Origin of the sequence: Neorickettsia helminthoeca str. Oregon, assembly GCF_000632985.1 — a bacterium.
In the GTDB taxonomy this organism is placed as follows: Bacteria; Pseudomonadota; Alphaproteobacteria; order Rickettsiales; family Anaplasmataceae; genus Neorickettsia; species Neorickettsia helminthoeca.
In genome coordinates this window covers 529,203-552,833 of record NZ_CP007481.1, presented here as the reverse complement: position 1 = coordinate 552,833, position 23,631 = coordinate 529,203, and the positions used below count along the sequence as shown (strand labels likewise).

The window sequence follows — 23,631 nt, the reverse complement described above, 5'->3', positions numbered from 1 at the left end:
CGATATAATACTAAAACTTATCTTTTGCCTGTTCAACCCATTTCTTGAACTCATCCTTGTTTACGGCTTTGACTGCTATAGGCATGAAACCGTGCAATACACCGCATAACTCAGAACACTGACCGTAATATACTCCCTCGTTTTTGATCTTTACCCACGTTTCGTTGAGTCTTCCGGGAATCGAATCTTTCTTGAGGCCCAATGCAGGTACAGCCCAACTATGTATTACATCGTCGGAGGTAATCTGAATACGGATATTCGTATCCACAGGTAAAACTAGATAGTTGTCTACAGCTAGTAATCGAGGCTCTCCAGCCACCAATTCACCGTCATTCTTTAAATTGCTGTCAAAAGTGATCTCACCATGATCGGGATAACTATAAGTCCAATACCACTGGTGTCCTACGATTTTGACAGTCATTTCGGATTCTGGAATTTGTTCTTCGTATTTCAGTACCCTGAGAGAAGGAAATGCGATTCCGATCACTATACACAGAGGAATTAATGTCCAAACTATCTCTAGCAGAGTATTATGTGACCTCTTCGACGGTACCGGGTTACGCTTTTTATTGAACCGAATCACCGTGTAAGTAAGTAACGCGCTTACAGATACCACAATAAAGAGCATTATCACTAGCATCTTATTGTGAAAATTATTTATGTACTCCATTACCGGGCTCGCAGATTCCTGAAACCCAAGCTGCCACGCATGAGGCTGTCCAACCTGCTCACCGAACGCAAAGATCGGCAAAACAAGAAAGAGTATCAAAACAAGCTTTCGCATAAAACTATATTGATCTTCGAAAAGTGTCCACATTATACACCATGAATGGAATAGTTTTAAGAGTATAATTGGGTTAATTAGGAGCCTATTTCAAATAAATCAGGCAAATAAATCAGGCCTGACCAGGGCTAACAGTGATTTTCATCGCTTCTAGTTCAGATACAGTTCACCTTTTACAAAAGGTTTCACTAAATTTTCCATGACCTTGAAATTGTCTTTAGCCTCGACTTTCTTTGCTACGCACCGAAAGTTGCACCACTTTCTTCAGTAGGGATTGCATTTCCTTTAGCACCGATAACTTCTCTTGTTCTGATATGTCACTGCTACATATCATCTCGATTTTTCTCGATAACCAAGAGACCTTCTGCTTTACATCGATATGCACTACTGCTCGCGGAGATGAAGCCAACATAGCTAGCTCAGTGATTCCAAAGTGTACTTCTTCAATGATTTTAGACAAGAAAACGCTGACGAATCTAGGCGGTAATATGTTGTTTAATCCTGTAACTCTGCCCAAAACAGCTGGGACAGCAAAGAAACAGACTGGGTGATACTGGACTCGAACCAACAACCTCTTACACGTCAAGCAAGTGCTCTAACCAATTGAGCTAATCACCCACACCCATGAGGTAAATCATACGAAAATTTTAGCTCCTGAGAAAGTAGAGCCAATATATTTTTTCATTGATTTTGCTCAGGCGAATATACAAGGTCCGCTCAGTAGAGCATGAGATCCTGACTCTCCAATATTTCACTGACTTTCTTTGAATGATGTATTGAGGTAATTACTTCCAAGATTTTGTTATAAGCTTCCTCCAAAGAAGCTTGTGAAATGCAATATGGTGGGATCAGATATATCGTATTGCCTAATGGTCTTATAAGTAGTCCCTTTTCCAAGAATATTTCTTTGAGGCTCTTGACGATAGGATGATTATAATCGCTTTCTTCAGAGAAGAGATTGAAAGCTGCAATTGTTCCGCACACTCTTCTTGCTTTGACGCAATCAAGTGATGATTGTGCCAACTCAGATAAGAAGTTCTTGTGGAGTTTCTCAATATTTGCTATCGCCTTTAAGGTATTCTCGTCCTTTAGAAGCTTAAGTGATGCTATTGCCGCTGCGCATCCTAGCGGATTGGCGGTGTATGAGTGTCCGTGAACCAAAGCTTTTCTGAAATCGTTATCAAGGAATGCATCATATATTTCCCTTGTGGTGATCGTGAGTGATAGTGGTAAGAATCCTCCAGTTAATCCTTTTGATAAGCACAGTATATCCGGGGTGATCGAGAGGTAATCAAGTGCGAACATTTTTCCAGTTCGATAAAAGCCAGTCATGACTTCATCGAATATGAGTATCACTTCATGCTTGCGTAGAAGTGTCAGTATCCTTTCTAAGTACTCGGGGCGACACATGCGCATTCCGCTAGCACCTTGGACAAGTGGTTCAAGAATGAATCCCGCAACACGACCTGAATTTTCCTTTAAGAACCTCTCTAACATCTTTAATGATGATTCTTCTTTTGTTTCCACATCTGGGTCACCTATCCACGTTGCCGGATAAGGGATACTTTGTGACGAAAACAGGAATCTTTCATAGGAGCTGAAGAAGTCTGATGATATACCAACACTCATAGCGCCGACTGTATCGCCGTGATATCCCTTATCGAAGGATAGAAAGATATTACGATTTTCCTGGTTACGATTTTGCCAGAACTGTAATGTCATTTTCAGTGCGACCTCAACAGCAGTGGAGCCGTTATCAGAGAAAAAAAATTTTGAGAAGGTTTGAGGTAAGCTTGCTTTCAGATTTTCACACAGGGAAATCGCTAGTTCGTGAGTGCAATCAGCAAAGATGACTTGTTCTAATTTCAATGCTTGATCATATATAGCCTTTGCGATAACCGGATTGGAATGACCATGTAAATTCACCCACCAGCTAGATATGAGGTCTATATATTTGTTACCCCTATCATCATAGAGGCATTCATTCTCTCCTCGTGTGATTGCTATTGGTAAAGGTGCTGTCTTTTCCTGTGTGTAGGGATGCCAAATAAGCTTTCTGTCTCTTTCTGTTAAATCAGTCATGTTATAGCAATATACGGTTGGGTGTAGGGATGCCAAATAAGCTTTCTGTCTCTTTCTGTTAAACGACAGCAATACGTTTCTAGACGCAATTTGACCCGGACGACTTTCTACTCCAAGGAAGTTTGATTTCACTTTACTACATCGGCTATAGAAAGCAAGCAAGAAGACTCTAGATGAATCGGCTCGTGATTATAGGACTTGTTCCAGTGATTTCGTAACAGGAATTTTTGATAGACTCTCCTCTGTGATGGACTCCAAATATGGGAAATTCATCAAGATTTCTACGGAGCCGTAGTGATTTATAGCGCCTGCATTATACCCTAGGCCTTTATTTTTGCTAGTCGAGTTCATTATTACGCCCAGGACTTTTATTTTTCGTGCTCTGAGTGCTTCAAGAGTTAGCAAGGTATGATTGATTGTTCCTAGGGTATCACTTGCCACGACTATTGCAGGTAGTTCCAGCGATTGAATCAGATCTATAATTTTGATGCCGCTTCCATGAAGCGGAACAAGAACGCCACCAGCACCTTCGACTAGAACCTTCTTATTATCTGGCATACTGATTTTTGAAATATCAATCACTTTATTTGTGTTCTTTGCTGCGATGTGAGGTGCAATCGGTTCTGGGAAATAGAAAGTTGACTCATAAATTGGTACAGATGTGACTTTCGAAATGAAATCACTATCGGTATCTGTTCCAGTCTGTATGGGCTTGAAGTAAGCGTAACGCAAATGGGTGCATATCCAAGCACTAATGATGGTCTTTCCGATATTTGTATCTGTCCCTGTAATGAAAACTGACATGATAGGATTTGGGTTGATCTAGGAGAAGATTACATGAAAAGCCTTACTGTGAAAGTCGTAATATTAAAATTTAAAATGGAGATACATTACATTCCCAACTGCTGCAGTGGAATTTTTGATACTAATCCAAAAAAGACAGAGTATTTCGATGAAAATCCAGCAGGGAAATTTTTCAGTATCTTCTTTACATGATGTGGGTTGTAGCCAACTGGTGAATACTGTGAACCAAGGTTCCTCATATACTTCATGAATGTCCGAGGTGTATCAAATTGTAAATGAAAGTCATAACGATCGAAGACAAAATGAGTATGCTCAAGCGCTAGAATCGAAGATGTTATATCTTCGCATGAGAGATAATTGAGTCCAGGTGAAGACAACTCAAGCTTAAGAAACATTTCGTTCCACTCTTGAAGGGATGGTTGAATAAGTATCGAGAAGATCAATACTTGAGAAAAAGAATATAGTTTTTCGATTAGCCTTTTCGGATCAGAGCTCCAATGGAGAGCCATGCTGGACACGATCATATCAAACTGTGGAAAATTTAATTCATCCATATCTCCTTGCATTGTTGATATTTCCTTGTTAATTTCCAGTGTTGCTTTATCGATCATGCTCTGAGAGATATCATTTATAGTGTAGCTGCTCTCAGGGAACTCAGAAGTCAGTAATTTTGTTAGATATCCGGTTCCTGTACCAACATCAAGTATCGAAGTGGGGTGGAATCGTGGAAGCTCCTTTTTTATGAGTTTCACCATGTAATGGCAGCATTCTTTTTGTATTGCTGACGCTGAATCGTAAGAGTGGCTTGCCCTATCGAAGTTTTGCATTATCAGATTACTATTCATATTTCTCGGCATAGAAAGAATGCTGTGAATATCCCTATCATCATTTCCTTAGAAGAGTAGCTCAGATTCAGACGCGGTAGAGGGACATTTCTCAGTATCACTGAAAGGTAGTATCGCATTGGGTATCGTACTTCCGGATTGAACGTGAATCCAGTGTCCAAGATGGGATTTGACATCTTTGTATCAGATGCAGTAATCCGTGTTGGCGATGATCATAAAACATCTTGTGAATATAGAAAACTTGTTATTTCCTTATACACGAGGGAGGGTATCTTTCCTATTGTATTGTGACCACCTTTCTCGAAAATGACTTTTTTTTGTCCAGGAAAATTATCATGAATTAACTCCACTGGGACAACCTTGTCATCAATACTTCCGATTATCAGGATTGGAATATCTGATATGCATTGATCCAGTCGTAACTTTTCCAGGTCAGAGGAAAGGACGGAAAAGTTAGGTGCTCCTTTAGGGATCTGTTGATTTTTATACTCAGGACTACTCTCCCCATCAAGGACGCTGCTTTGGAATTTCTTGAGCGTACGCATCGGATCTCTCGTGAAGTTACGTATCATTGTCTCCAGAATGAGGGATCTTTTTCTATGTAAGTCACTCTCATTTCCGAGGAAGTTAACGAAACTATTAATGCCGATTAGGTGAGTCAATTTATTTCCAAACAATGAGATGAGCTTCATCATTCCGAGTGAATGACACACGCCTATACAGTGATTTTTTGTTTCCATTATTTCTCCAGCATTTTGGCTATGAAAATATCCAAGGCTCAAAGCGCATACACGATCTTGTTCGAACATGTGAATAATAGGATTCCAGAATCTATCGTCGAAACCCCAACCATGACAAAAGATAATAGGTGTCTTAGACATCGGACTAATGAGGAAGATACAGAATCATAATTTAATGCACATCAGTTTCTAGGATGTAGTGTACTAAGTCCAAGCGATATCTTGTTGTCCATACATCTGACTAGGGAAGAGGTATCTTCCTCTGAATGAAATGTACACAGAGCTATCCGTATTCTGGAAGTGTTCGCAGGTACTGTTGGTGGGCGTACCGCAGACACTCTGAATCCTTTCCCGAGGAGTATTCTTTGTAATTCCGTTGTCTTTTCTTCCTCCTTCAGGATTAATGGAATGATGTGAGTAGCCGAGGTACCTACATCATATTTTCTTTTTTGGAGTTCCATTCTGAGTCTGCTTGCTTTAGCCATGAGTTCCGTACGCGCTCCACTCATGGATGCTATTTTCTCCCAGGATTTGGCTATGGCACCCAACAACATCGGTGGTAGAGTAGTGGAGTATATAAATCCGGTGCACTTATTGATTAGATATCTTCTTATCATCTTTGATGATGCAATATATGATCCAAACACGCCCACTGCTTTACTGAATGTACCCATGATCACATGGGTAATATTTGAAAGATCAAAGTCCGTTGAAATGCCATATCCATTATTACCAAGTACGCCGGTTGCATGTGCCTCATCAAGGTACAAGATCGCATTATACTGTCTTGCGAGCTTGATGATTCCATGTATGTCGGGGATATCTCCATCCATTCCAAATAGCGTCTCCGTCACTATGAACTTAGTACGTTTATCTTGCGCGTATTTTTTTATTAGATGTGAAAGGTGCTCAATATCACAATGCCTATAGCGCACTAGCTCTGCTCTGCTCAGGAAAATTGCCTGGTAGAGACTAGAGTGATTCAGTCTGTCAAAAAATACGATGGGTCTCTCCATGAGTACCGACTTATCAAGGAGTCCAGCAAGAACTGTCATGTTTGTTTGAAATCCCGAGTTCATTATGAGTGCGGCCTCGGTTTTTTTATCCTTAGCTATTTGTTGTTCCAGCTCACTAAACAGGTTGCTGTTCCCGGAAAGGATCCTTGAACCAGTTGCGCCTACACCAGCATTCATTCCATGTGAATATGCTGCCTCTAATAGTTCTCTGGATTTACTGAGTCCGAGATAGTCATTTGTTGAGAAGTCCACATAACAGCTGGGTTCGTGGTGCTTGCATTGCAGACTGCGATAAAGATTCTGCGTTTTTCTTTCCTTTATGAATTCTTCGTAGTGGTGTATATTCCGTATGTTTTCCATTTAGTATGCGCACTGCATTTAAGTTCTGATTCGATGAATTTGTTGCTATTTCTAAGGGAAATGTTATTCGCTAAATGAGGATTTATACTTCATCATATGGATGATACAACAACTGCTGTTCCTGACAAAGATATGAACAAAATTTGGTCACTCGATGAAGCTAAAGAGGTTTTTTATCTTCCGTTTATTGAGCTTTTATACATAGCTCAGGGGGTACATCGTGAGCATTTTGCACCGAATCGGATACAGGTTAGTGCCTTGTTGAGTATCAAGACAGGAAGCTGCCCTGAGAATTGCTCATATTGTCCGCAGTCTGCACATTATAATACAGGTCTGAAAAAGGAACCGCTGGTGGAATTAGATCACGTCATAGATGCTGCAAAGAAGGCTGCAGAAAGTGGTGCAACTAGATTCTGTATTGGTGCAGCTTGGAGAGGTCCTCGGATGAAAGATCTAGATTTAGTGTGTCGGATGATTTCCGAGATTAAGAAACTTGGTCTTGAGACATGTGCTTCTTTAGGTTTGTTATCCCCTGGGCAAGCGGAATCCCTTAAGGAAGCTGGATTAGATTTCTATAACCATAATATTGACACTTCACCTGAATATTATTCGCAGATAATTACCACCAGGTGCTTCAACGACAGATTAGTGACACTCGAAAATGTCACCAAAGCTGGTATGAAAATTTGCTGTGGTGGTATCATAGGCATGGGGGAAAGTAATGAAGATAGAATAAAGATGTTAGTTGCATTATCTCGCTTGAATCCTCCACCTGAATCAATTCCGCTTAATAAGCTTATTCGCATTTCGGGTACGCCGCTTGCTGATGTAAAAGAGGTTGAATCAATAGACTTTGTTAGGGTCGTTGCACTTGCAAGGATTATGTTTCCGAAATCCTATATCAGGCTTTCAGCTGGTCGGGATAGTATGTCGGATGAGCTTCAAGCATTATGTTTCATGGCTGGTACTAACTCAGTTTTCTACGGAGAGAAACTTTTGACATCGAGTAATGCTAGACCGGACAGGGATGATAGATTGTTTTCCAAGCTTGGCTTGTTGAAGGAAGAAAAGAGTAGCACTTCACCTGCTTCAGTTGAAGCCTGAAGATTTCTGTAGAACTGATATTCCTCTGACACCTCTCTCGGTTAGGGTTGTGGGATAACTTGCACAGTGATATTGTTTGATATTACTTTCATGAACGAAAATAGTTCTTCCATTTCCTTTCGTAGGCTCGGATGTGAGTAGGGCGGTCGTGATTGCGCTGTCCTGTATGATGAGTATTCTCCATTAGGGTGAGTAATTCTTCTGTTTTCTCCTGTGTGGATTAGCTTTGACTGCCTTCTTAGGCTTATGAGCGTAGGGAAATTTTTCTATTTACTTTCATAGGAGACATCTGAGTCCCATTGAGTGGAATTTATCTATACATAGGAACTTTGTAGTCGATGATATGTCATAATCTTCTAAGTAAGCTATGCGCTACTGCCTGGAGTTTGTATAGACTTTCTTCTATAGGATCCAATGTTGAGGGATTACTCTGATTCGAGTTTAGCTGCTGAATCTTTAATTGTCCTCAATGGGAGACATCTGAGTCCCATTGAGTGGAATTTATCTACTAGCTCCCTGTCCTTGGTCTGGTTGTCCAGGTGTTGCTCCGGGTGCACTAGAAGCTCCCTTATCGCTTTGACCTTGTTGTACGCCTTTAAGCCCACTGAGAGCTGCCTGCAAAGCTTCCTTAGTGATGGTTGGTTGTGGGGGTTTTCCAGTTGATGTAGAGCTTACATCAGAAGAAGACCTCTTTTTTCTTCCTTCGAAAGGAGCATGATGTGACTTTTCAGTAACAAGAGTGTACAACGAAGATTCGCTGTGCGATTTCGTACCTTTGTCTGTATGTGTCGCTTTAAGTCCACCAATAGCTTGTTGTAACTCTTTAGGTGTTGGTTTGCCAGGAAGATGCTTCGGTGCCTTAGATTCTGATTTCGGTGTTGGTTTAAGTTTACTAAGGGCGCCATCTAATGCCTCTTGGGTCACCACAAACTGCTTAGGTTTCGTGGATGGTGTAGGTGCTGGGTGATGTGGTGCATGATGAGTAGCTCGTGCTTGTCGTACTGCTTGGCCTGCGCTTTGTAGGATCTGCATTTCCTCTGGATCCATCTTTGGCTTTGCGCCTGTTGTATGAGGCGTCTGCTGAGGCTTATCTATTACCTTGCCTAGCGGCGCTGATGGTTGTTGGGTTCCTTGAGCTGTTGGTTTCAGTTCCATGGAAGCTGCCGCTAATGATTCTGAACTAATACCCGCTATGTTAAGACCTCTACCGAGGCCAGGAGAAGATGCGCTCTTAGGAGGAGTTGGTGCAGGAGGGGTGTGACATAGCCCAGGAGCGGATTGGGATTGAGATACGCCAGGTTGAGTCAAAACAGCTTGACCAGTTTGAGGTTCGCTCAGGTCACCCAGACTAGAATGACTTAATCCACCTCTCTCATGTAGAAACTTGTTAGCACTCTCTATAGCAGTCATAGAGGCGCTTCTTTGTAGTGTTACCCCACCATCTTCTTTATGAGCTTTACTAATATCGTTAAGAGACTGGGTCCTCCTTAGTGGATGCTCTGTTGTAGGCCAAGGATCATCTCGAGCAGGCCCTTCGGTGCCACGCAATGCTTCTGTAACACGCGTTAGCATAGTCCGCAGACTCGCCCTTACGTTCTCCAGAAAATGTCTTAGAGCTTCGCTAAGTTGACTGACAGACTCTTGTGAATTTGGGAGGCGTACTAGACTTGATAGAGTATTACTAAATTGCTGAAGAGTTTCTAGTATATTTCGCAGCAGAGTTTGTATCCTCTGTGTAAGTGTTGGACTTAGGCCCTCATCACCTTTCTCTTGTGCTTTTTCTATTTGTTCCGGAGAAGCTGCTAGATCTAGAGCCTCCAGCGTAGGCGCAGAAGGTTTCTCCTGTACAGGAGCTTTATCTGTTGTGTTGACAAGATCAATAGTGTTGACTTGCTTCTCTTCTTGCGATTTTCGTGACTCAACAGCCTCATTGAGCTCACTCATCAGAGAAAGCATGCACATCTCTATTATACCGCAGATACCATTGACTGCATTCTGTGCGTACCCATGACTCCCTTTAGGCGCGCCAGCCCTTCCTGATAGTCCAAGACGCTGAGCCTCATCTCGTAGCTTTGCAAGCATTTCATCAGAGTTTGCGGACTGTCGTAACTCTATGAATGCCCTAAATACAAGATTTGAGCTGGGCACTAAATGCTCTGGGTTGCTATTCATGAGCGCGATTGTAGCGGAAGCAGCAGTATCAAAGACCTGACGATACAGCTCAGACTCAGTACCTCCGGGAAGCACTTTCCCTACGAGCGCTGAGCACGTTAATGAAGCTTTGACAATCCCAGCACTGCTTTCATCTATCCCATGCGATACTAAAGGCCCGGCAGAGTTAAGATCTGCGTTAGCTATAAGCGTCCTGACTGAACTTGCGAGATTTGTGTATATATTCCTAACAAGAAGCGCAAGATCTGGGGAATACTGTTGATTCGCAAGAATAGTCTTTGTATCAAGATCTGCAAGCATTGTGCTCAGCCCAGTAAATAGGGGCTCTTTTCCTCCTGGATTGCAGCTCCTCTGCGTAGCTGCAACACAGTGCATTGATGCTCTTACAAAGGTCTCCACTATCTCCTTTGTGATATAGTCGGGTAGCATATAATTTATGAGTTCTTATTTAGCTCTATCCTATCATTAAGATCTTAATAAAATATAGGATTTTAAAGACTATTCAACAGAATTTTCCTATAACTATCTTGGAATATTTATGGATTTCTATCACTTCTCATCGATGAAGTCGTTACAAACTCCCTGATCGACTTTTTTAGTACCTGGCATTAGCATCGGATACAGATATAATCCCAGCAATGTTCCCAGCAATTTGTGCTTCTAGGAGGTGCTCAGAAAAAATCTCTAGGTAGGGCGGTCGTGATTGCGCTGTCCTGTATGATGAGTATTCTCCATTAGGGTGAGTAATTCTTCTGTTTTCTCCTGTGTGGATTAGCTTTGACTGCCTTCTTAGGCTTATGAGCGTAGGGAAATTTTTCTATTTACTTTCATAGGAGACATCTGAGTCCCATTGAGTGGAATTTATCTACTAGCTCCCTGTCCTTGGTCTGGTTGTCCAGGTGTTGCTCCGGGTGCACTAGAAGCTCCCTTATCGCTTTGACCTTGTTGTACGCCTTTAAGCCCACTGAGAGCTGTACTTAATGCCTCAGACATTGATTGAGAACCAGTAGACCTACCTCCTTCTGGGGGTCGCGATACGTGTTTAAGTCCCCTGATAGCTTGTTGTAATCCTTCAAGCTGAGAATGCTCCGGTGCCTTAGGTTCTGGTTTCGGTGTTGGTTTAAGCCCAGCGCGGATAGAGCCTAAATCTTCTGCGCCAGGAGAGGTGAACGCTTTCGGTTTTGTCTTTACAGACGGTTTTGGAGGTACGGCCTGTTTTTCCTCTACGACTGTTGCTTGGCTCGGACTCGCTGTACTTACACCGCTTACAGCAGCTTTAAATGTTTCTAGCGTTGTTTCTACTTTAGTTGCTTTGATAGGCTCTGGAGTAATAAGTTCTGGCGTTGAAGCGGATGCTCCCTGAGTTGGTGACTCTGTTCCATGAGAAGAGCTTTGTTGTGCCCGTTTACCTTCCTGTAGCAACTCCCTCACTTCCTCTGCTGTCAGGCTGAGTGTATCACAGACTTCCTCCATGGTCATATCGGTACCTTCTACATGCTCTCTTAGATCACGGGTAGAGCTACTAGCACGTCTGCCCTTAACATCGGGGAGGATACTTTTCATCTTGTCCACCATTAGGCCTAAGGTACCCACAACACGAGCAAGCGCATCGGCAAACATCTCGAGAGGATTTCCCGCATGCAGTATAGTTCGTACCCTCTCTGCAAGCGTTGGTTTTGCTTTTATACCCTCATCACCTTTCTCTTGTGCTTTTTCTATTTGTTCCGGAGAAGCTGCTAGATCTAGAGCCTCCAGCGTAGGCGCAGAAGGTTTCTCAGTTACAGACTCTCTTGGACGTTCCGAGTTTAAAGCCCCAGTTCCCCGTTCGACCGTTGCCTGCTGTTCCGGTGTGTTATGCGATCTAGTAGATTGCTCGAGCGCTGACATAAGATCAAGTGTATACCCAGTCACACACTCAGCCACAATCCCAAGCCTATGAGTTACGTATTCACTGGGGTTTTTATATTGAGTACTACCGCCTGTTAGGAGATGCGACTCAGCATATCTTCCTATAGCATCCCGTGTTTCAGGGTTATTGATATCAGTCATGATATCCCCTAAGCCGCGCTTAGCCCCCTCTAAGAGTTGCTGGATACTTTCTCCTCCTTTTCCAGAAGGAAGAGAAGAGTCTAGATAGGCCATCAACTTGTAAACGAGTTCTTTCTCCTCTGGTGCGCATTTATCGGGTAAGGACTGAAGCGCGAGCCGCTTCGTCAGAGCTAGGGCCCGCTCCATGTATTTATGGCAGTTAGCTACGCTCGAACCTCTCTCACGATCGCTCATTAGGCAACCCGAGGGTCCTGGCTTTCCTGGTACGGCTATAAGAGCAGCAGAGATATGCCCGTATACATCGCGTACACCGGCTGCAAGATCTGGTTCGTATTTACTCTTTACCTTCTTAAGATCAGAAGTAACCTCTGCAAGTAGCTTCTTAACCTCCTTACGTGTATCAGTGGCGCCACCCTGCATGTGCATAGATCGAGTCAGGATAGATGCTGCACGTCCAAGTTTTGGTACTATCTCCTTTGTGATATAGTCGGGTAGCATATAATTTATGAGTTCTTATTTAGCTCTATCCTATCATTAAGATCTTAATAAAATATAGGATTTTAAAGACTATTCAACAGAATTTTCCTATAACTATCTTGGAATATTTATGGATTTCTATCACTTCTCATCGATGAAGTCGTTACAAACTCCCTGATCGACTTTTTTAGTACCTGGCATTAGCATCGGATACAGATATAATCCCAGCAATGTTCCCAGCAATTTGTGCTTCTAGGAGGTGCTCAGAAAAAATCTCTAGGTAGGGTATTCCTACTTCTGTGGATCTCTCTGTGAAACGCTTTCTAGCGTTGTTTCTGTTGTTATGGTTCTAGGGTTGCCACTTTTCTCTCCTTGAGTTTCCCTTTGTTTCGAATCTTTTGCATCTGATGTAACCATCCTTTTCCTAGAATCCGAAACAGTAGGTTTCCCAGGGTTCTTTTCACTTCTTTTCTCTATACGCGCCTTTAACTCAGCTATTAAATCATCACCGGTGAAAGGCTTTTCTTTGATACCTACCTTTCTAAGTTCTAGCGTTGTTTCTGTTGTTATGGTTCTAGGGTTGCCACTTTTCTCTCCTTGAGTTTCCCTTTGTTTCGAATCTTTTGCATCTGATGTAACCATCCTTTTCCTAGAATCCGAAACAGTAGGTTTCCCAGGGTTCTTTTCACTTCTTTTCTCTATACGCGCCTTTAACTCAGCTATTAAATCATCACCGGTGAAAGGCTTTTCTTTGATACCTACCTTTCTAAGTTCTAGCGTTGTTTCTGTTGTTATGGTTCTAGGGTTGCCACTTTTCTCTCCTTGAGTTTCCCTTTGTTTCGAATCTTTTGCATCTGATGTAACCATCCTTTTCCTAGAATCCGAAACAGTAGGTTTCCCAGGGTTCTTTTCACTTCTTTTCTCTATACGCGCCTTTAACTCAGCTATTAAATCATCACCGGTGAAAGGCTTTTCTTTGATACCTACCTTTCTAAGTTTCGTCTTGCCTTCTTGTAGTGCTTCTGCAAAAGGATTGTGATTTGCTGCTTTATAGTCGGATTCGTTACTTTGTATCGATGAGATACTGATCCCAGAGTCCGTTCTACTAAGTTTTTCCGGCGGATTAATATTAGGGCTAGTAGAGATATTTTGTTCCTTTTTAAGTATAAAAGACTGCGTGCGAAAATCCTCTTGTAACTTTGCGGGAGTTGCTTTTCCGGATTGTGTTTCTTGCAGTGGTGTATGTCTGGGTTCCTGAGATGCTTGTGGAGTGACTGGTATGCCAGGTGCCGATTCTATATAGGTAGATTGGGGTAGCGCTGTTGTAGGGATTGATGATGGTCCATTATGTGTTCCAACTTCGTTTTTTGCAATTCTTGTAGTATAGGGCGCTGATGGCTGCTGCTCTTGTGACTGCATGAATGGATGCACTATCACCGGACGGCCTTTTTCTGTAAATGGATTTTTCTTACTAAGTTGGCTCCAAAAGCTAGGTTTTTCGTGCGCATTGTATTGCGATTCAACATAGATAGCCATACTGCGTGCTACATGGTCTAGAGCAAGATGCACGAAATTTTTTAGCCTGTTTACTCTCGCGTTGACTAAGTATGTCAACTCTTCCTTATTCAAGCCGGCAACAGTTTTGTCAACGTTTGCTTTGCTTGACGTTAGATGTTCCTCTAAGAGGTTGTGTAATTTGTGTGACCGTTCTTTGGTTTCTATGAATTCTTGAGCAACACGTTCTTCCAATTCTTTGTGATTCAAGAAAGGACTTTCTGCAGCAATTCTTTTTCTAATGAAATGCTCGGCTTCTTTTGGATTCGACTTAACGAGAAATAGTGTTTGTAGTTTCTTGCGGGATATCTCAGTTTGCGTTTGCTTTTCTACAAGATCGGATAAAGTAGTTGAACGTGTACATTTGACAGTCAAAGAACAGTTCTTTTTGACAGCGTTAATGATAATCTCTGCTTCTCTTGAGCATAGTTGTGTCGTACCTACTAAGTCCAACCTCGCATTGCGCAAGATCATTCTATGTGTTTTTTCGAGCTCCGATACGACTTTTTCTATGCGTTTTCTAGGTAGTATTGGCTTTCCACTGTTATTTACTCGTACGGAACTAAGTAGCGTTTTCAGCGTATCCACGCACTGTTGTCTTTCTTGGATAACGGTATCAGCAGGCTTGGCCGGCATTTCTGGAGCCCCAATCCTGAAATTATCAATTTCAGTCCCATACACCGATTTTAGTTGTTCTAAAGATATACTTAGGCTGTTTATCTTTGATTGCTCGGTTGTTAATGTTTCTTCCAGAGAGTTTATAAGTTCTCTTTGTTGCTTCCTACTCAAGCCGCGCTGTTGTGCTGCCTGTAAAACGCGAGCATTTAACACAAATAAGAGCTCAAAGGTCTCATCATGATATGATTCTAGCATATGGTGTTATAAAGCTTTCTTGTTATGTGCCTGAAGTACTAATTAATATCTCTGCTCAAGAGAAAAAGAATAATTTATTATGATGCTATAAGTAAGAAAGTAGCTTATAGTATAAAGTAGTTATCAAGTTTATTATATCAAAAATATAAAGCAGAATATATGAGTGAATTCTTTCACTGTTGCGTTCTGGTCATTCAACTTACTGTTGAAGAGCTCACCTAGGAGTGCTGGAAGATAGCGTTGCAATGATGAACTGATCTAATTTTCCGTCGAGGACTGAAGTGACATTTCCTACTTCATATCCAGTGCGGAGGTCCTTTATCATCTGGTAAGGATGTAGGACGTAAGATCTAATCTGGTATCCCCAGCTAATTGAGGCGTCTACGTTCCGTGCTAGGTTCAGTGCATCTTGCTTTTTGCGAAGCTCTATTTCATATAGTTTGGACTTCAGCATTTGCAGTGCCTCGGCTCTGTTTTGATGCTGGGATCTGCTAGTTTGTGATTGCACAACTATTTTGCTTGGTAAATGTGTAATCCGAACAGCACTTTCCGTTTTATTGACATGTTGTCCACCAGCTCCGGAAGCCCTATAGGTATCGATTTTCAAATCTTTTTCGTCAATATTGATGTTTATTGCATTCTCTATACAAGGTGAGACAAAGACCTTGGCAAAACTCGTATGACGTTTTGCATTTGCATCGAAGGGTGAAATGCGCACCAATCTGTGGACGCCAGTTTCTGTGTGAGCCCAACCATATGCATTTGCCCCGAGCAGCTTCAGGGTGCACGATTTGATCCCTGTTTCTTCACCGTCTACCTTGTCTATGATCTGCACTTGAAACCCGTGCTGGATTTCAGCCCAGCGAGTATACATTCTCAAGAGCATCATCGCCCAATCATTACTTTCCGTACCACCAGCGCCTGATTGTATTTCTATGAAGCAATCATTAGCATCTGCTTCTCCTGAAAAGAGACACTCTATTTCTTTTTTCTTAATCTTTTCTTGGAGTGCTAGCAGCTCTATTTCCAGTTCTTTTATTGTCTCTTGCTCGTCCTCGTCGGAAGCTAATTCAATCATTTCGATTAAATCCGTCAACTGTGCGGAAAGTTTCCTAAACTCATCCAAGCCCGACTCTATATTGGATTTCTCTTTCAACAGAGATTGCGCTTCGTTCTGGTTCTCCCAAAGTGTAGGGGAATCAACTAAACTGCAAATCTGCTCTAATCTTGCTGTCTTACCTTCGATGTCAAAGATGTCTCCTGATTAATTCAATAGACTTCTTTAATGCTGACAGGGTTGTCTGTATTTCGGAATCCATTACTAAGACCGAGTCCTTACTTCATAGCTACAATTGTATTGTAGTGTTCCGATAACTAAAAGGGGTACATTATGCAATTGTGGCTATGACTTTAATACTTCAGGATCGTGTGAGTCCGGAAATATTTTGGTTTTAAAGAAGCCCATCTGAGCATCCGCGCTGTGACTCTCTTGGCGGATAGACGGGTCTCCGTGTTCGAAGCAATTTGGCACGCGCAATCTTGTTTCTAAGGGAATTTAATAATGTCATTTTGTCAGATAACATAAGTGTGGCGCAGAAAAATAAAATCAATGGGAAAATTAGTAGAAAGGTACAATTTTGCTCAGATTGCTGAAAAATGTAGAGAGAAGTGGAAGCATTCAGGAGTATATGATTTCTCCAAAGACGGAGATGACATTTTTTCCATAGATACTCCTCCGCCGACGATTTCCGGCTCACTTCACATTGGGCACGTCTTCAGCTACTGTCACACTGATTTCATAGCCCGCTACCAACGCATGAGGGGTAAGAATGTCTTTTATTCAGCTGGTTTTGATAATAATGGACTTCCAACAGAAAGGCTTGTTGAAAAAACCCATAAGATCAGGATACGTGCCACAGAGCAACATGAGTTCATACGATTATGTGATGCAATCTCAGAACAAAAAATATTGGAGTTTAAAAGTCTCTTTGATAGTATTGCACTCAGCCTAGATTGGAGCTTCAGTTATCAGACAAATAGTGAAGCGTGTAGACGTCTATCTCAGAAGTCGTTTTTGAATCTCTACAAAAAAGGTCTGATCTATAGAAAAAAGATGCCCGTGCTCTGGGATGTGATAGATCAGACCGCTATAGCTCAGGCTGAAGTCGAGGAAAAAGAGTTTGAATCCCAAATGAATTACATCATTTTTTCCTCTGAAGACGGCAGGAAGCTCGAAGTCGCGACTACAAGACCTGAGCTGTTACCTGGATGTGTCGCACTACTCTGTAATCCTTCTGACGAGCGATACAGGTGTTTGAACGGAAAATATGCCTTCACACCGCTCTTTGATGTAAAAATACCAATCATTTGTGATGAGAGTGTCCTAGTAGAAAAGGGAACAGGATTAGTAATGTGTTGTACTTTCGGGGATGAGATGGATATAAAGTGGTGGCAGCAATATGACCTTCCACTGCGGGAAGTAGTAGACAGATATGGGAAAATAGATGCCCTAGGACAAAGAAAAGTCGAAGATGCTAGAAAATATATTCTGGAGTGTTTGGATTCAAAGGGTTTATTGAAAAGACAGGAAAAAATCACTCACAATGTAAAATGTGCGGAAAGATCAGGTGGGAAGCTCGAAATAATCTCGACGTATCAGTGGTACATTAGAGTCCTGGATTACAAGGAAGAATTGAAAGTCAAAGTTAAGGAAATCGACTGGATTCCTGAAAAGATGCGAATCAAAATAGAGCAGTGGATCGATGGTATAAAATGGGACTGGTGTATTTCCAGGCAGCGGTATCTTGGTGTGCGAGTACCTGTATACTATGATGAGGAAACGGAAGAAATCCTCTTACCGGAGGAGGTCGATTTGCCGATTAATGGTGATCCCATACTCAGGAATGGAAGACGCTATAGACAAGATACAGACGTCCTTGATACTTGGGCAACCAGCTCGCTTACGCCACAGATTAATCACGACAGTATCGCGGTAGCCCCATTTCGCCGAATGTCTCTGAGACCTCAAGCACATGAGATTATCCGTACCTGGGCATTTTATACGATTCTTAGATCATTCCTCGAATATCAGAAAACTCCCTGGGAAAGGATTATGATCAGCGGTTGGTGTCTGGCCAGCGATAAAAGCAAGATGAGCAAGTCCAAGGGTAATACAATTGATCCAGTGCAACTCATCTCCGATCATGGAGCAGATATAGTACGCTATTGGAGCGCAAGTGCTGGTCTTGGTTGTGATACATGTTTCAGTGATAATGTTTTCCTAGTAGGCAAAAAATTAATGAATAAGATCTGGAATGCCTCAAGATTTATTGAACAATTTTTTATACCTGAGATTGATATAAACAGTATTACCTATCCTACCGATATATGGATTATCTCAAGATTAGCTGAGGTAATTGAAGTAATGGAGAATGCATTTGATCAGTGTGATTACTCTCATGCTAAATCCACGCTGGAGCGCTTTTTTATGCATGAATACTGCGACAATTATTTGGAGCTCGTTAAATCTCGTGCCTACAATAGTGTTGATGGGAACATCAGCGCTATTCATGCGCTCAGCATTTCTCTTTCTGTATTGCTGAAACTTTTTGCTCCTTTCTTTCCCTACATAACAGAGGAGATATATTCCACACTGTTTCCAGCAGATATTTCTGTTCATAGCAGGGGAATGTGGCCAGAAGAGATTAATATCAAGCCGAAGCTTATTTGTCCTGGTAGCGAGTTTATTCATATTCTGAGTAAGGTCAGGGAGTTCAAATCGGAACACTCCATATCGATGAAGAAAGAGATAAGTTTATTGGAGATCACGACATCCTTTAAAGATCTAGTTGCTGCAGAATATGACCTAAAGATGGCCACAAATAGTCTGAACGTCACATGGAGGATACTGGAATCCGCACATGAAACCTCTGTTGCAATGTCTTTATAATGAGACCTTTAGTTGGGTGTCCATTATTGTATTGAGGTGAGCTCGTTGTGTTAAGTCGTAGATATCTTTTAAGTCAAAGTTGGAGGTCCAGCATCAAGAAATGAGGTCCTACATACAGGATGTGATAAAAAAAAGTGGACCTATATCTTTCTCAAAGTTCATAGAGATGGCCATGTATCACCCTGAAAAAGGCTATTATATGACAAAAAATCCCATAGGTAAGGAAGGTGATTACATCACCGCCCCTGAAGTTACATCTCTTTTTGGGAAAACAATAGCGATATGGTTACTTCATAGATGGGGGCAGTTAGGTAAGCCGACCGAGATTATCATAGCGGAGTTTGGTCCAGGGACTGGTATCATGATGCTAGATATTTTGGATGCCATCCATTGTTCTGATGATTTTTATAGCGCTGTTCGTGTTTACATGGTCGAGATAAGTCCGCTTCTCAGAAAGCTCCAAAGGGGGAGGTTGATAGCGCATTCCAGGAAAATATGCTGGTGCGAAAGTATAAACGAAATTCCTGAAAGCAAGATACTCATTCTTGCAAATGAATTTTTTGATGCTCTTCCTATTGATCAATTCATCTTTCTTGATGAGGAATTCTTTGAAAATAAAATCACTGCGGACTTCCATGTAACGCCTGAAAAAACAGAAGAAAGGTTCACTGGCATGTTTAGTCATGGAGATATCATAGAAAAGAACTTTAAGGGTAGGGAAGTTGCTGCTTCAATGATTGAGAGAATCACAAGATGTGGGGGAGGCGTCCTTGTTATAGATTATGGTCATGCATTTGGTGTGCGCAGAAGTACAATTCAGGCATTGAGGTCCCACAAATTTTCCGATATCTTCCAAAACATAGGCGAGGCTGATATTACACATGAGGTGGATTTTTCATTCCTATTTCCTGGATATCCAGTTATGTCACAGCGGGATTTTCTTCTTTCCTACGGGATCCTGGAACTTGCAAAGCGCTCTAGAATAACTGATCGAGTAACTCTAAAGAAAGCCTTGGACAGATTACTCGAACCCATCCAAATGGGAGAGATTTTTAAGTGCGTGATCCTGTAGCTTATTTTGGGTGGTCATACCTACAGCTCTTGCTCCCAAACAATCTTTTGAATGCCGAACTCACGAGAATTATGTTGCAATTGAGCATTCTTGCGAGTTGCTAGTCTTGATGGACAAGATCTGGCTCAGCTATCTAAGAAATGATTCTTTAATTACGTATCTCAGGAGGCTCCCAACTTTGAGATATTCCAGTTCTTTAGTTGTGTTTACAAGCAGCGTCAGTATCATGATGTGAGTCTTACCTTGTTCGCTCTTTATTGAGCACTCCATCTTGCACATAGGTGCGGGATCAGAGAGTGCTCTTATACTGATTTCCTCCCTACCTGTTAGGTTCAACTTTTTATACTCGTTAGAGTCTGCATACACTAACGGCAAAACGCCCATCCCGACTAGGTTGCTCCTATGAATTCTTTCGAAACTTTCTGCAATTACCGCCTTTATTCCCAATAGATGCGTTCCCTTGGCCGCCCAGTCCCTACTAGAGCCAGTCCCGTATTCCTTGCCGGCAAATACCACAAGAGCCGTGCCATGAGATTTATATCGCATTGCTGCTTCGTAGATACTTAAAATTTTTCTTTCTCCGCCTTCGCCGAAATAATCTGTGTAACCTCCTTCCTGTCCTTCGAGCATCTGATTTTTGATTCTTAGGTTTGCAAATGTGCCACGCATCATAATTTCGTGATTACCTCTGCGTGCACCATAGGAGTTAAAATCTTGCGGCTCGACTCCAAGTTCTTTCAAGTATTCTCCAGCGGGACTTTTCACGGGAATCGCTCCTGCCGGAGAAATATGATCCGTCGTTATACTATCCCCGAAAAGAGCAATGATTCTTGCATCGCTTATTGAAAAGTGATCAGCTTCAGACGCATTGTCATCGAAAAATGGTGGATTTTTCACATATGTGCTTTCTGGATCCCAATCATAAGTGACTGAGTCATGATACTGTAATTGATTCCAGTCTAGATCCCCATCTAGAACACTGCTGTATTTTGAGAGGAATATCTCTTTTTTCAGGAAAAGAGATATATATCCCTCTATTTCTTTGTTGTCGGGTAGGATGTCCTTGAGGTATACAGCTTTGCCAATTTTATTTATCCCCAACGGTTCTTCTTCCAGATTGACATTGATGTTTCCTGCAATTGCATAGGCAACTACCAGCATGGGCGAAGCAAGATAATTCGCTTTCACCTTTGGATGTATTCTCCCCTCAAAGTTACGGTTTCCGGATAGTACAGCAACGGTAGTCAGATTCTTTTCGGCGATTTGCTCAGAGATTTCCGGTAGTAGATCTCCTGAGTTACCTATGCAGGTCGTGCAACCGTAGCCCACGACGTTGAAACCTAGCTGATCCAGATATTCCTGCAACCCAGATTGTGAGAGATACTCTGAAACAACCTGCGATCCCGGTGCTAACGATGTCTTTACCCATGGTTTAGTTGTTAAGCCTGCTTCTACAGCTTTTCTTGCTATGAGTCCTGCTGCAAGCATCGCTGAAGGGTTAGACGTATTAGTACAGCTTGTAATTGCAGCAATGATTACTGACCCATCACAGAGCTGTTCTCTGTCTAACGGAGAGATCGATGAGTATGCATTTCGAAAATTTTCTGGAACTGCACCTATGAGTACCTTATCCTGAGGTCTTTTAGGTCCCGCTAATATAGGTCGTACTTCGCCTAAGTCAAGGTGGATTACATCAATGAAATCTGCATCGTGATTGTAATCTGCCCAGAAAGTCTGAGCTTTTGTGTAGGATTCCACTAACTCTATCTGTTCGGCGCTCTTTCCTGTCATGTCTAGATAATCTAGTGTCTTCTGATCGGGAGCGAAAAAATTGCAAGTCGAACCGCATTCCGGAGCCATATTTGCTATCGTTGCACGATCAGCTATCGAAAGGTTCTTTACACCTTCTCCGAAGACCTCAACCAACTTTCCTACGACGTTGTAGCTGCGAAGAAGATGTGTAATATGTAGAACCAAATCTGTAGATGTGACACCGGGTTTCAATTTACCTTTGAGCCCCAAACCTATAACTTCCGGGATGACCATGGAAATTGCTTCACCAAGCATTACTGATTCTGCTTCTATTCCTCCGACACCCCATCCAAGTACGGATAAGCCGCCGCTCATAGTGGTATGGCTATCTGTTCCTACCAACGTGTCTGGATAAGCTATTACAGCTCTACCTTCCGCTTTTGTACAAACCACCCGTGATAGATATTCCAAATTGATTTGATGACAGATTCCCATTCCTGGCGGAACTACCCTGAAATTCTGAAATGCCCCCTGTGCCCACTTTAACAACTTATATCTTTCGATATTTCTCTGGAATTCTTTTCGTTTATTTTCCCCAGCAGAGCTAGACTTGCCATATGAATCAACCTGAATGGAGTGATCAATAACAAGATCTACAGGAATCTTAGGATTCACATTTCTAGGATCTCCACCATTTGCTGAGACCGCATCTCGCAACGATGCAAGATCCACTATAGCCGGTACTCCAGTGAAATCCTGCATAAGTACCCGCGATGGATAATAATCTATAGTGAAGCCTCCAATGTTCTCTTTGTAGTTCAAGAGTGCATCCACAGTATTTTCGCCTCGATTATTCCTTATCGCATTCTCCAGGAAAATTTTTATGACACACGGAAGGCTTTCGACTCTCTTATTTAGATTTATATCGAAGTATTCTATTCCAGCTTTTAGATTTTTCTTCATAACCAACTAGGAACGATCCTAACAAAAGAAGGGGCATAATGACAATTATCATATGGTAATGCTTTACTTTTTGTATTGAAATCATGTATACGTGAATTTCACAGTCGATGACCATTGTGGACAATCTAGCTCACAGTTCAATCACGCACTGTGTGGCACAGCACTATGAAAATGAAAAAGATGTTTATCTCGCTGATCCACGCTGTTAAAAGATAGCACCCTGTTTCCATTTTGGCTACTGCCCAGGATAAATGCATTTAGAAGATTCAGAAGTCATAAAGTACATTATCTCAAAGCTTTCTGGCGAGTGTGGATTGTTACGCAAGATCAGAGAGGAGACTTTTTCCGATAAGAGGAAGTTCATGCAGATTGGTAGAATTGAGGGGAAGATTCTAGAGCTTCTGATAAAAATGAACTCCGTTAAAACAATTGTCGAAGTAGGTACTCTTGCTGGTTATTCAACAATCTGGATGGCAAAGACCGTGGGACCTGAGGGTAGAGTGTACACAATTGAAAAAAATCCTGAACACGCACAAATTGCATCACAGAATTTTAGGGATTTCACACAAATAAAGCTTATCGTGGGAGATGCAAAGACTAAGTTGGATGAATTAATTGATTTTTCGCCATTTGATATGATGTTCATCGATGCTGAAAAATCAGGATATCCCGAATATCTCTGTTGGGCGGAGAAAAATATTAAGTCTGGTGGACTGATAGTCGCTGATAATACACTTAGTTTCGGGGAGAGTAGTTTTGCCAACAAGGGAAGACTCTGGGACTCGATAGATCAGTTCAACAGCGAACTCAGTAATCCAGATAAGTATGATTCAGTCATCATACAGACGGAAAACGGTATGACAATCGCGCTGAAAAAGTAAGTAGGAATTCAATCCTGCTTAGCACCTTCAGATGATCTCAATATCAACCTAGGAAAGATAATAATCCAAAACACACTCCAAGCGAATCACGTAAGCCGATACGCATGCAGCAGTATATCTCATATCTTGGATAGAAATTTTTTATTATATATGG

Annotated in this window: 16 protein-coding genes and 1 tRNA gene; 4 read left to right on the top strand and 13 right to left on the bottom strand. The window is 41.9% G+C overall.

Annotation, left to right across the window (positions count from 1 at the left end; genetic code table 11):
- Positions 1-10 precede the first annotated feature (10 nt).
- The 8 genes from coxB to NHE_RS02590 all read right to left on the bottom strand — a co-directional run bounded on the left by coxB (position 11) and on the right by NHE_RS02590 (position 6,631).
- Positions 11-784, bottom strand: a complete 774-nt coding sequence (coxB, locus tag NHE_RS02625; RefSeq protein WP_038560590.1) for a cytochrome c oxidase subunit II — start codon at positions 782-784, stop codon at positions 11-13.
- A gap of 217 nt (positions 785-1,001) precedes the next feature.
- Positions 1,002-1,244, bottom strand: a complete 243-nt coding sequence (locus NHE_RS04295; RefSeq protein WP_156927351.1) for a hypothetical protein — start codon at positions 1,242-1,244, stop codon at positions 1,002-1,004.
- 84 nt (positions 1,245-1,328) lie between these two features.
- Positions 1,329-1,402, bottom strand: a tRNA-Val gene (locus NHE_RS02615).
- 99 nt (positions 1,403-1,501) lie between these two features.
- Complete coding sequence (gene bioA, locus NHE_RS02610; protein ID WP_051579607.1) at positions 1,502-2,866, bottom strand: adenosylmethionine--8-amino-7-oxononanoate transaminase; 1,365 nt, start codon at positions 2,864-2,866, stop codon at positions 1,502-1,504.
- Positions 2,867-3,055: 189 nt separating this feature from the next.
- The gene (bioD, locus tag NHE_RS02605) at positions 3,056-3,670 is read right to left on the bottom strand and encodes a dethiobiotin synthase (RefSeq protein WP_038559701.1); all 615 of its coding nucleotides are present in this window, start codon (positions 3,668-3,670) and stop codon (positions 3,056-3,058) included.
- Between the two features lie 86 nt (positions 3,671-3,756).
- On the bottom strand, positions 3,757-4,515 hold the full coding sequence (locus NHE_RS02600; RefSeq protein ID WP_232214960.1) for a methyltransferase domain-containing protein: 759 nt from the start codon (positions 4,513-4,515) through the stop codon (positions 3,757-3,759).
- Positions 4,516-4,727: 212 nt separating this feature from the next.
- Positions 4,728-5,396: an alpha/beta fold hydrolase gene (locus NHE_RS02595; RefSeq protein ID WP_038559695.1), complete on the bottom strand. Its 669-nt coding sequence runs from the start codon at positions 5,394-5,396 to the stop codon at positions 4,728-4,730.
- 41 nt (positions 5,397-5,437) lie between these two features.
- Complete coding sequence (locus NHE_RS02590; RefSeq protein WP_038559692.1) at positions 5,438-6,631, bottom strand: aminotransferase class I/II-fold pyridoxal phosphate-dependent enzyme; 1,194 nt, start codon at positions 6,629-6,631, stop codon at positions 5,438-5,440.
- Between the two features lie 132 nt (positions 6,632-6,763).
- Here NHE_RS02590 and bioB point away from each other — a divergent pair, with 132 nt between their 5' ends.
- Entirely contained in the window at positions 6,764-7,735 is a 972-nt protein-coding gene (gene bioB, locus NHE_RS02585; RefSeq protein ID WP_038560584.1) for a biotin synthase BioB, read from the top strand.
- Positions 7,736-8,236: 501 nt separating this feature from the next.
- Here bioB and NHE_RS02580 read toward each other — a convergent pair.
- The 4 genes from NHE_RS02580 to prfB form a co-directional block, all read right to left on the bottom strand.
- Complete coding sequence (locus tag NHE_RS02580; RefSeq protein ID WP_156927350.1) at positions 8,237-10,207, bottom strand: hypothetical protein; 1,971 nt, start codon at positions 10,205-10,207, stop codon at positions 8,237-8,239.
- Positions 10,208-10,768: 561 nt separating this feature from the next.
- Positions 10,769-12,454, bottom strand: a complete 1,686-nt coding sequence (locus tag NHE_RS02575) for a hypothetical protein (RefSeq protein ID WP_038559687.1) — start codon at positions 12,452-12,454, stop codon at positions 10,769-10,771.
- Between the two features lie 270 nt (positions 12,455-12,724).
- Positions 12,725-14,860 (bottom strand): hypothetical protein, encoded by a 2,136-nt coding sequence (locus tag NHE_RS02570; protein ID WP_038559684.1) that lies wholly within the window; start codon positions 14,858-14,860, stop codon positions 12,725-12,727.
- Positions 14,861-15,074: 214 nt separating this feature from the next.
- Positions 15,075-16,179 (bottom strand): peptide chain release factor 2 gene (gene prfB, locus NHE_RS02565; RefSeq protein ID WP_156927349.1). Its coding sequence is split into 2 segments (ribosomal slippage): positions 15,075-16,109 and positions 16,111-16,179, totalling 1,104 coding nucleotides; the frame shifts between segments, so codons are not numbered across the junction.
- A 290-nt stretch (positions 16,180-16,469) separates the two neighbouring features.
- On the opposite strand from prfB, the gene NHE_RS02560 reads away from it, so the two are divergent.
- Both NHE_RS02560 and NHE_RS02555 read left to right on the top strand, forming a co-directional pair.
- Positions 16,470-18,809 (top strand): valine--tRNA ligase, encoded by a 2,340-nt coding sequence (locus NHE_RS02560; RefSeq protein WP_038559678.1) that lies wholly within the window; start codon positions 16,470-16,472, stop codon positions 18,807-18,809.
- A gap of 100 nt (positions 18,810-18,909) precedes the next feature.
- Positions 18,910-19,881 carry a class I SAM-dependent methyltransferase gene (locus NHE_RS02555; protein ID WP_038559675.1) on the top strand — a complete coding sequence of 324 codons (972 nt, stop codon included), beginning with the start codon at positions 18,910-18,912 and terminating at the stop codon, positions 19,879-19,881.
- A 129-nt stretch (positions 19,882-20,010) separates the two neighbouring features.
- Here NHE_RS02555 and acnA read toward each other — a convergent pair whose 3' ends face one another.
- Positions 20,011-22,596: an aconitate hydratase AcnA gene (gene acnA / locus NHE_RS02550; protein ID WP_038559672.1), complete on the bottom strand. Its 2,586-nt coding sequence runs from the start codon at positions 22,594-22,596 to the stop codon at positions 20,011-20,013.
- A 251-nt stretch (positions 22,597-22,847) separates the two neighbouring features.
- On the opposite strand from acnA, the gene NHE_RS02545 reads away from it, so the two are divergent.
- Entirely contained in the window at positions 22,848-23,477 is a 630-nt protein-coding gene (locus tag NHE_RS02545; protein ID WP_051579604.1) for an O-methyltransferase, read from the top strand.
- Positions 23,478-23,631: the final 154 nt, after the last annotated feature.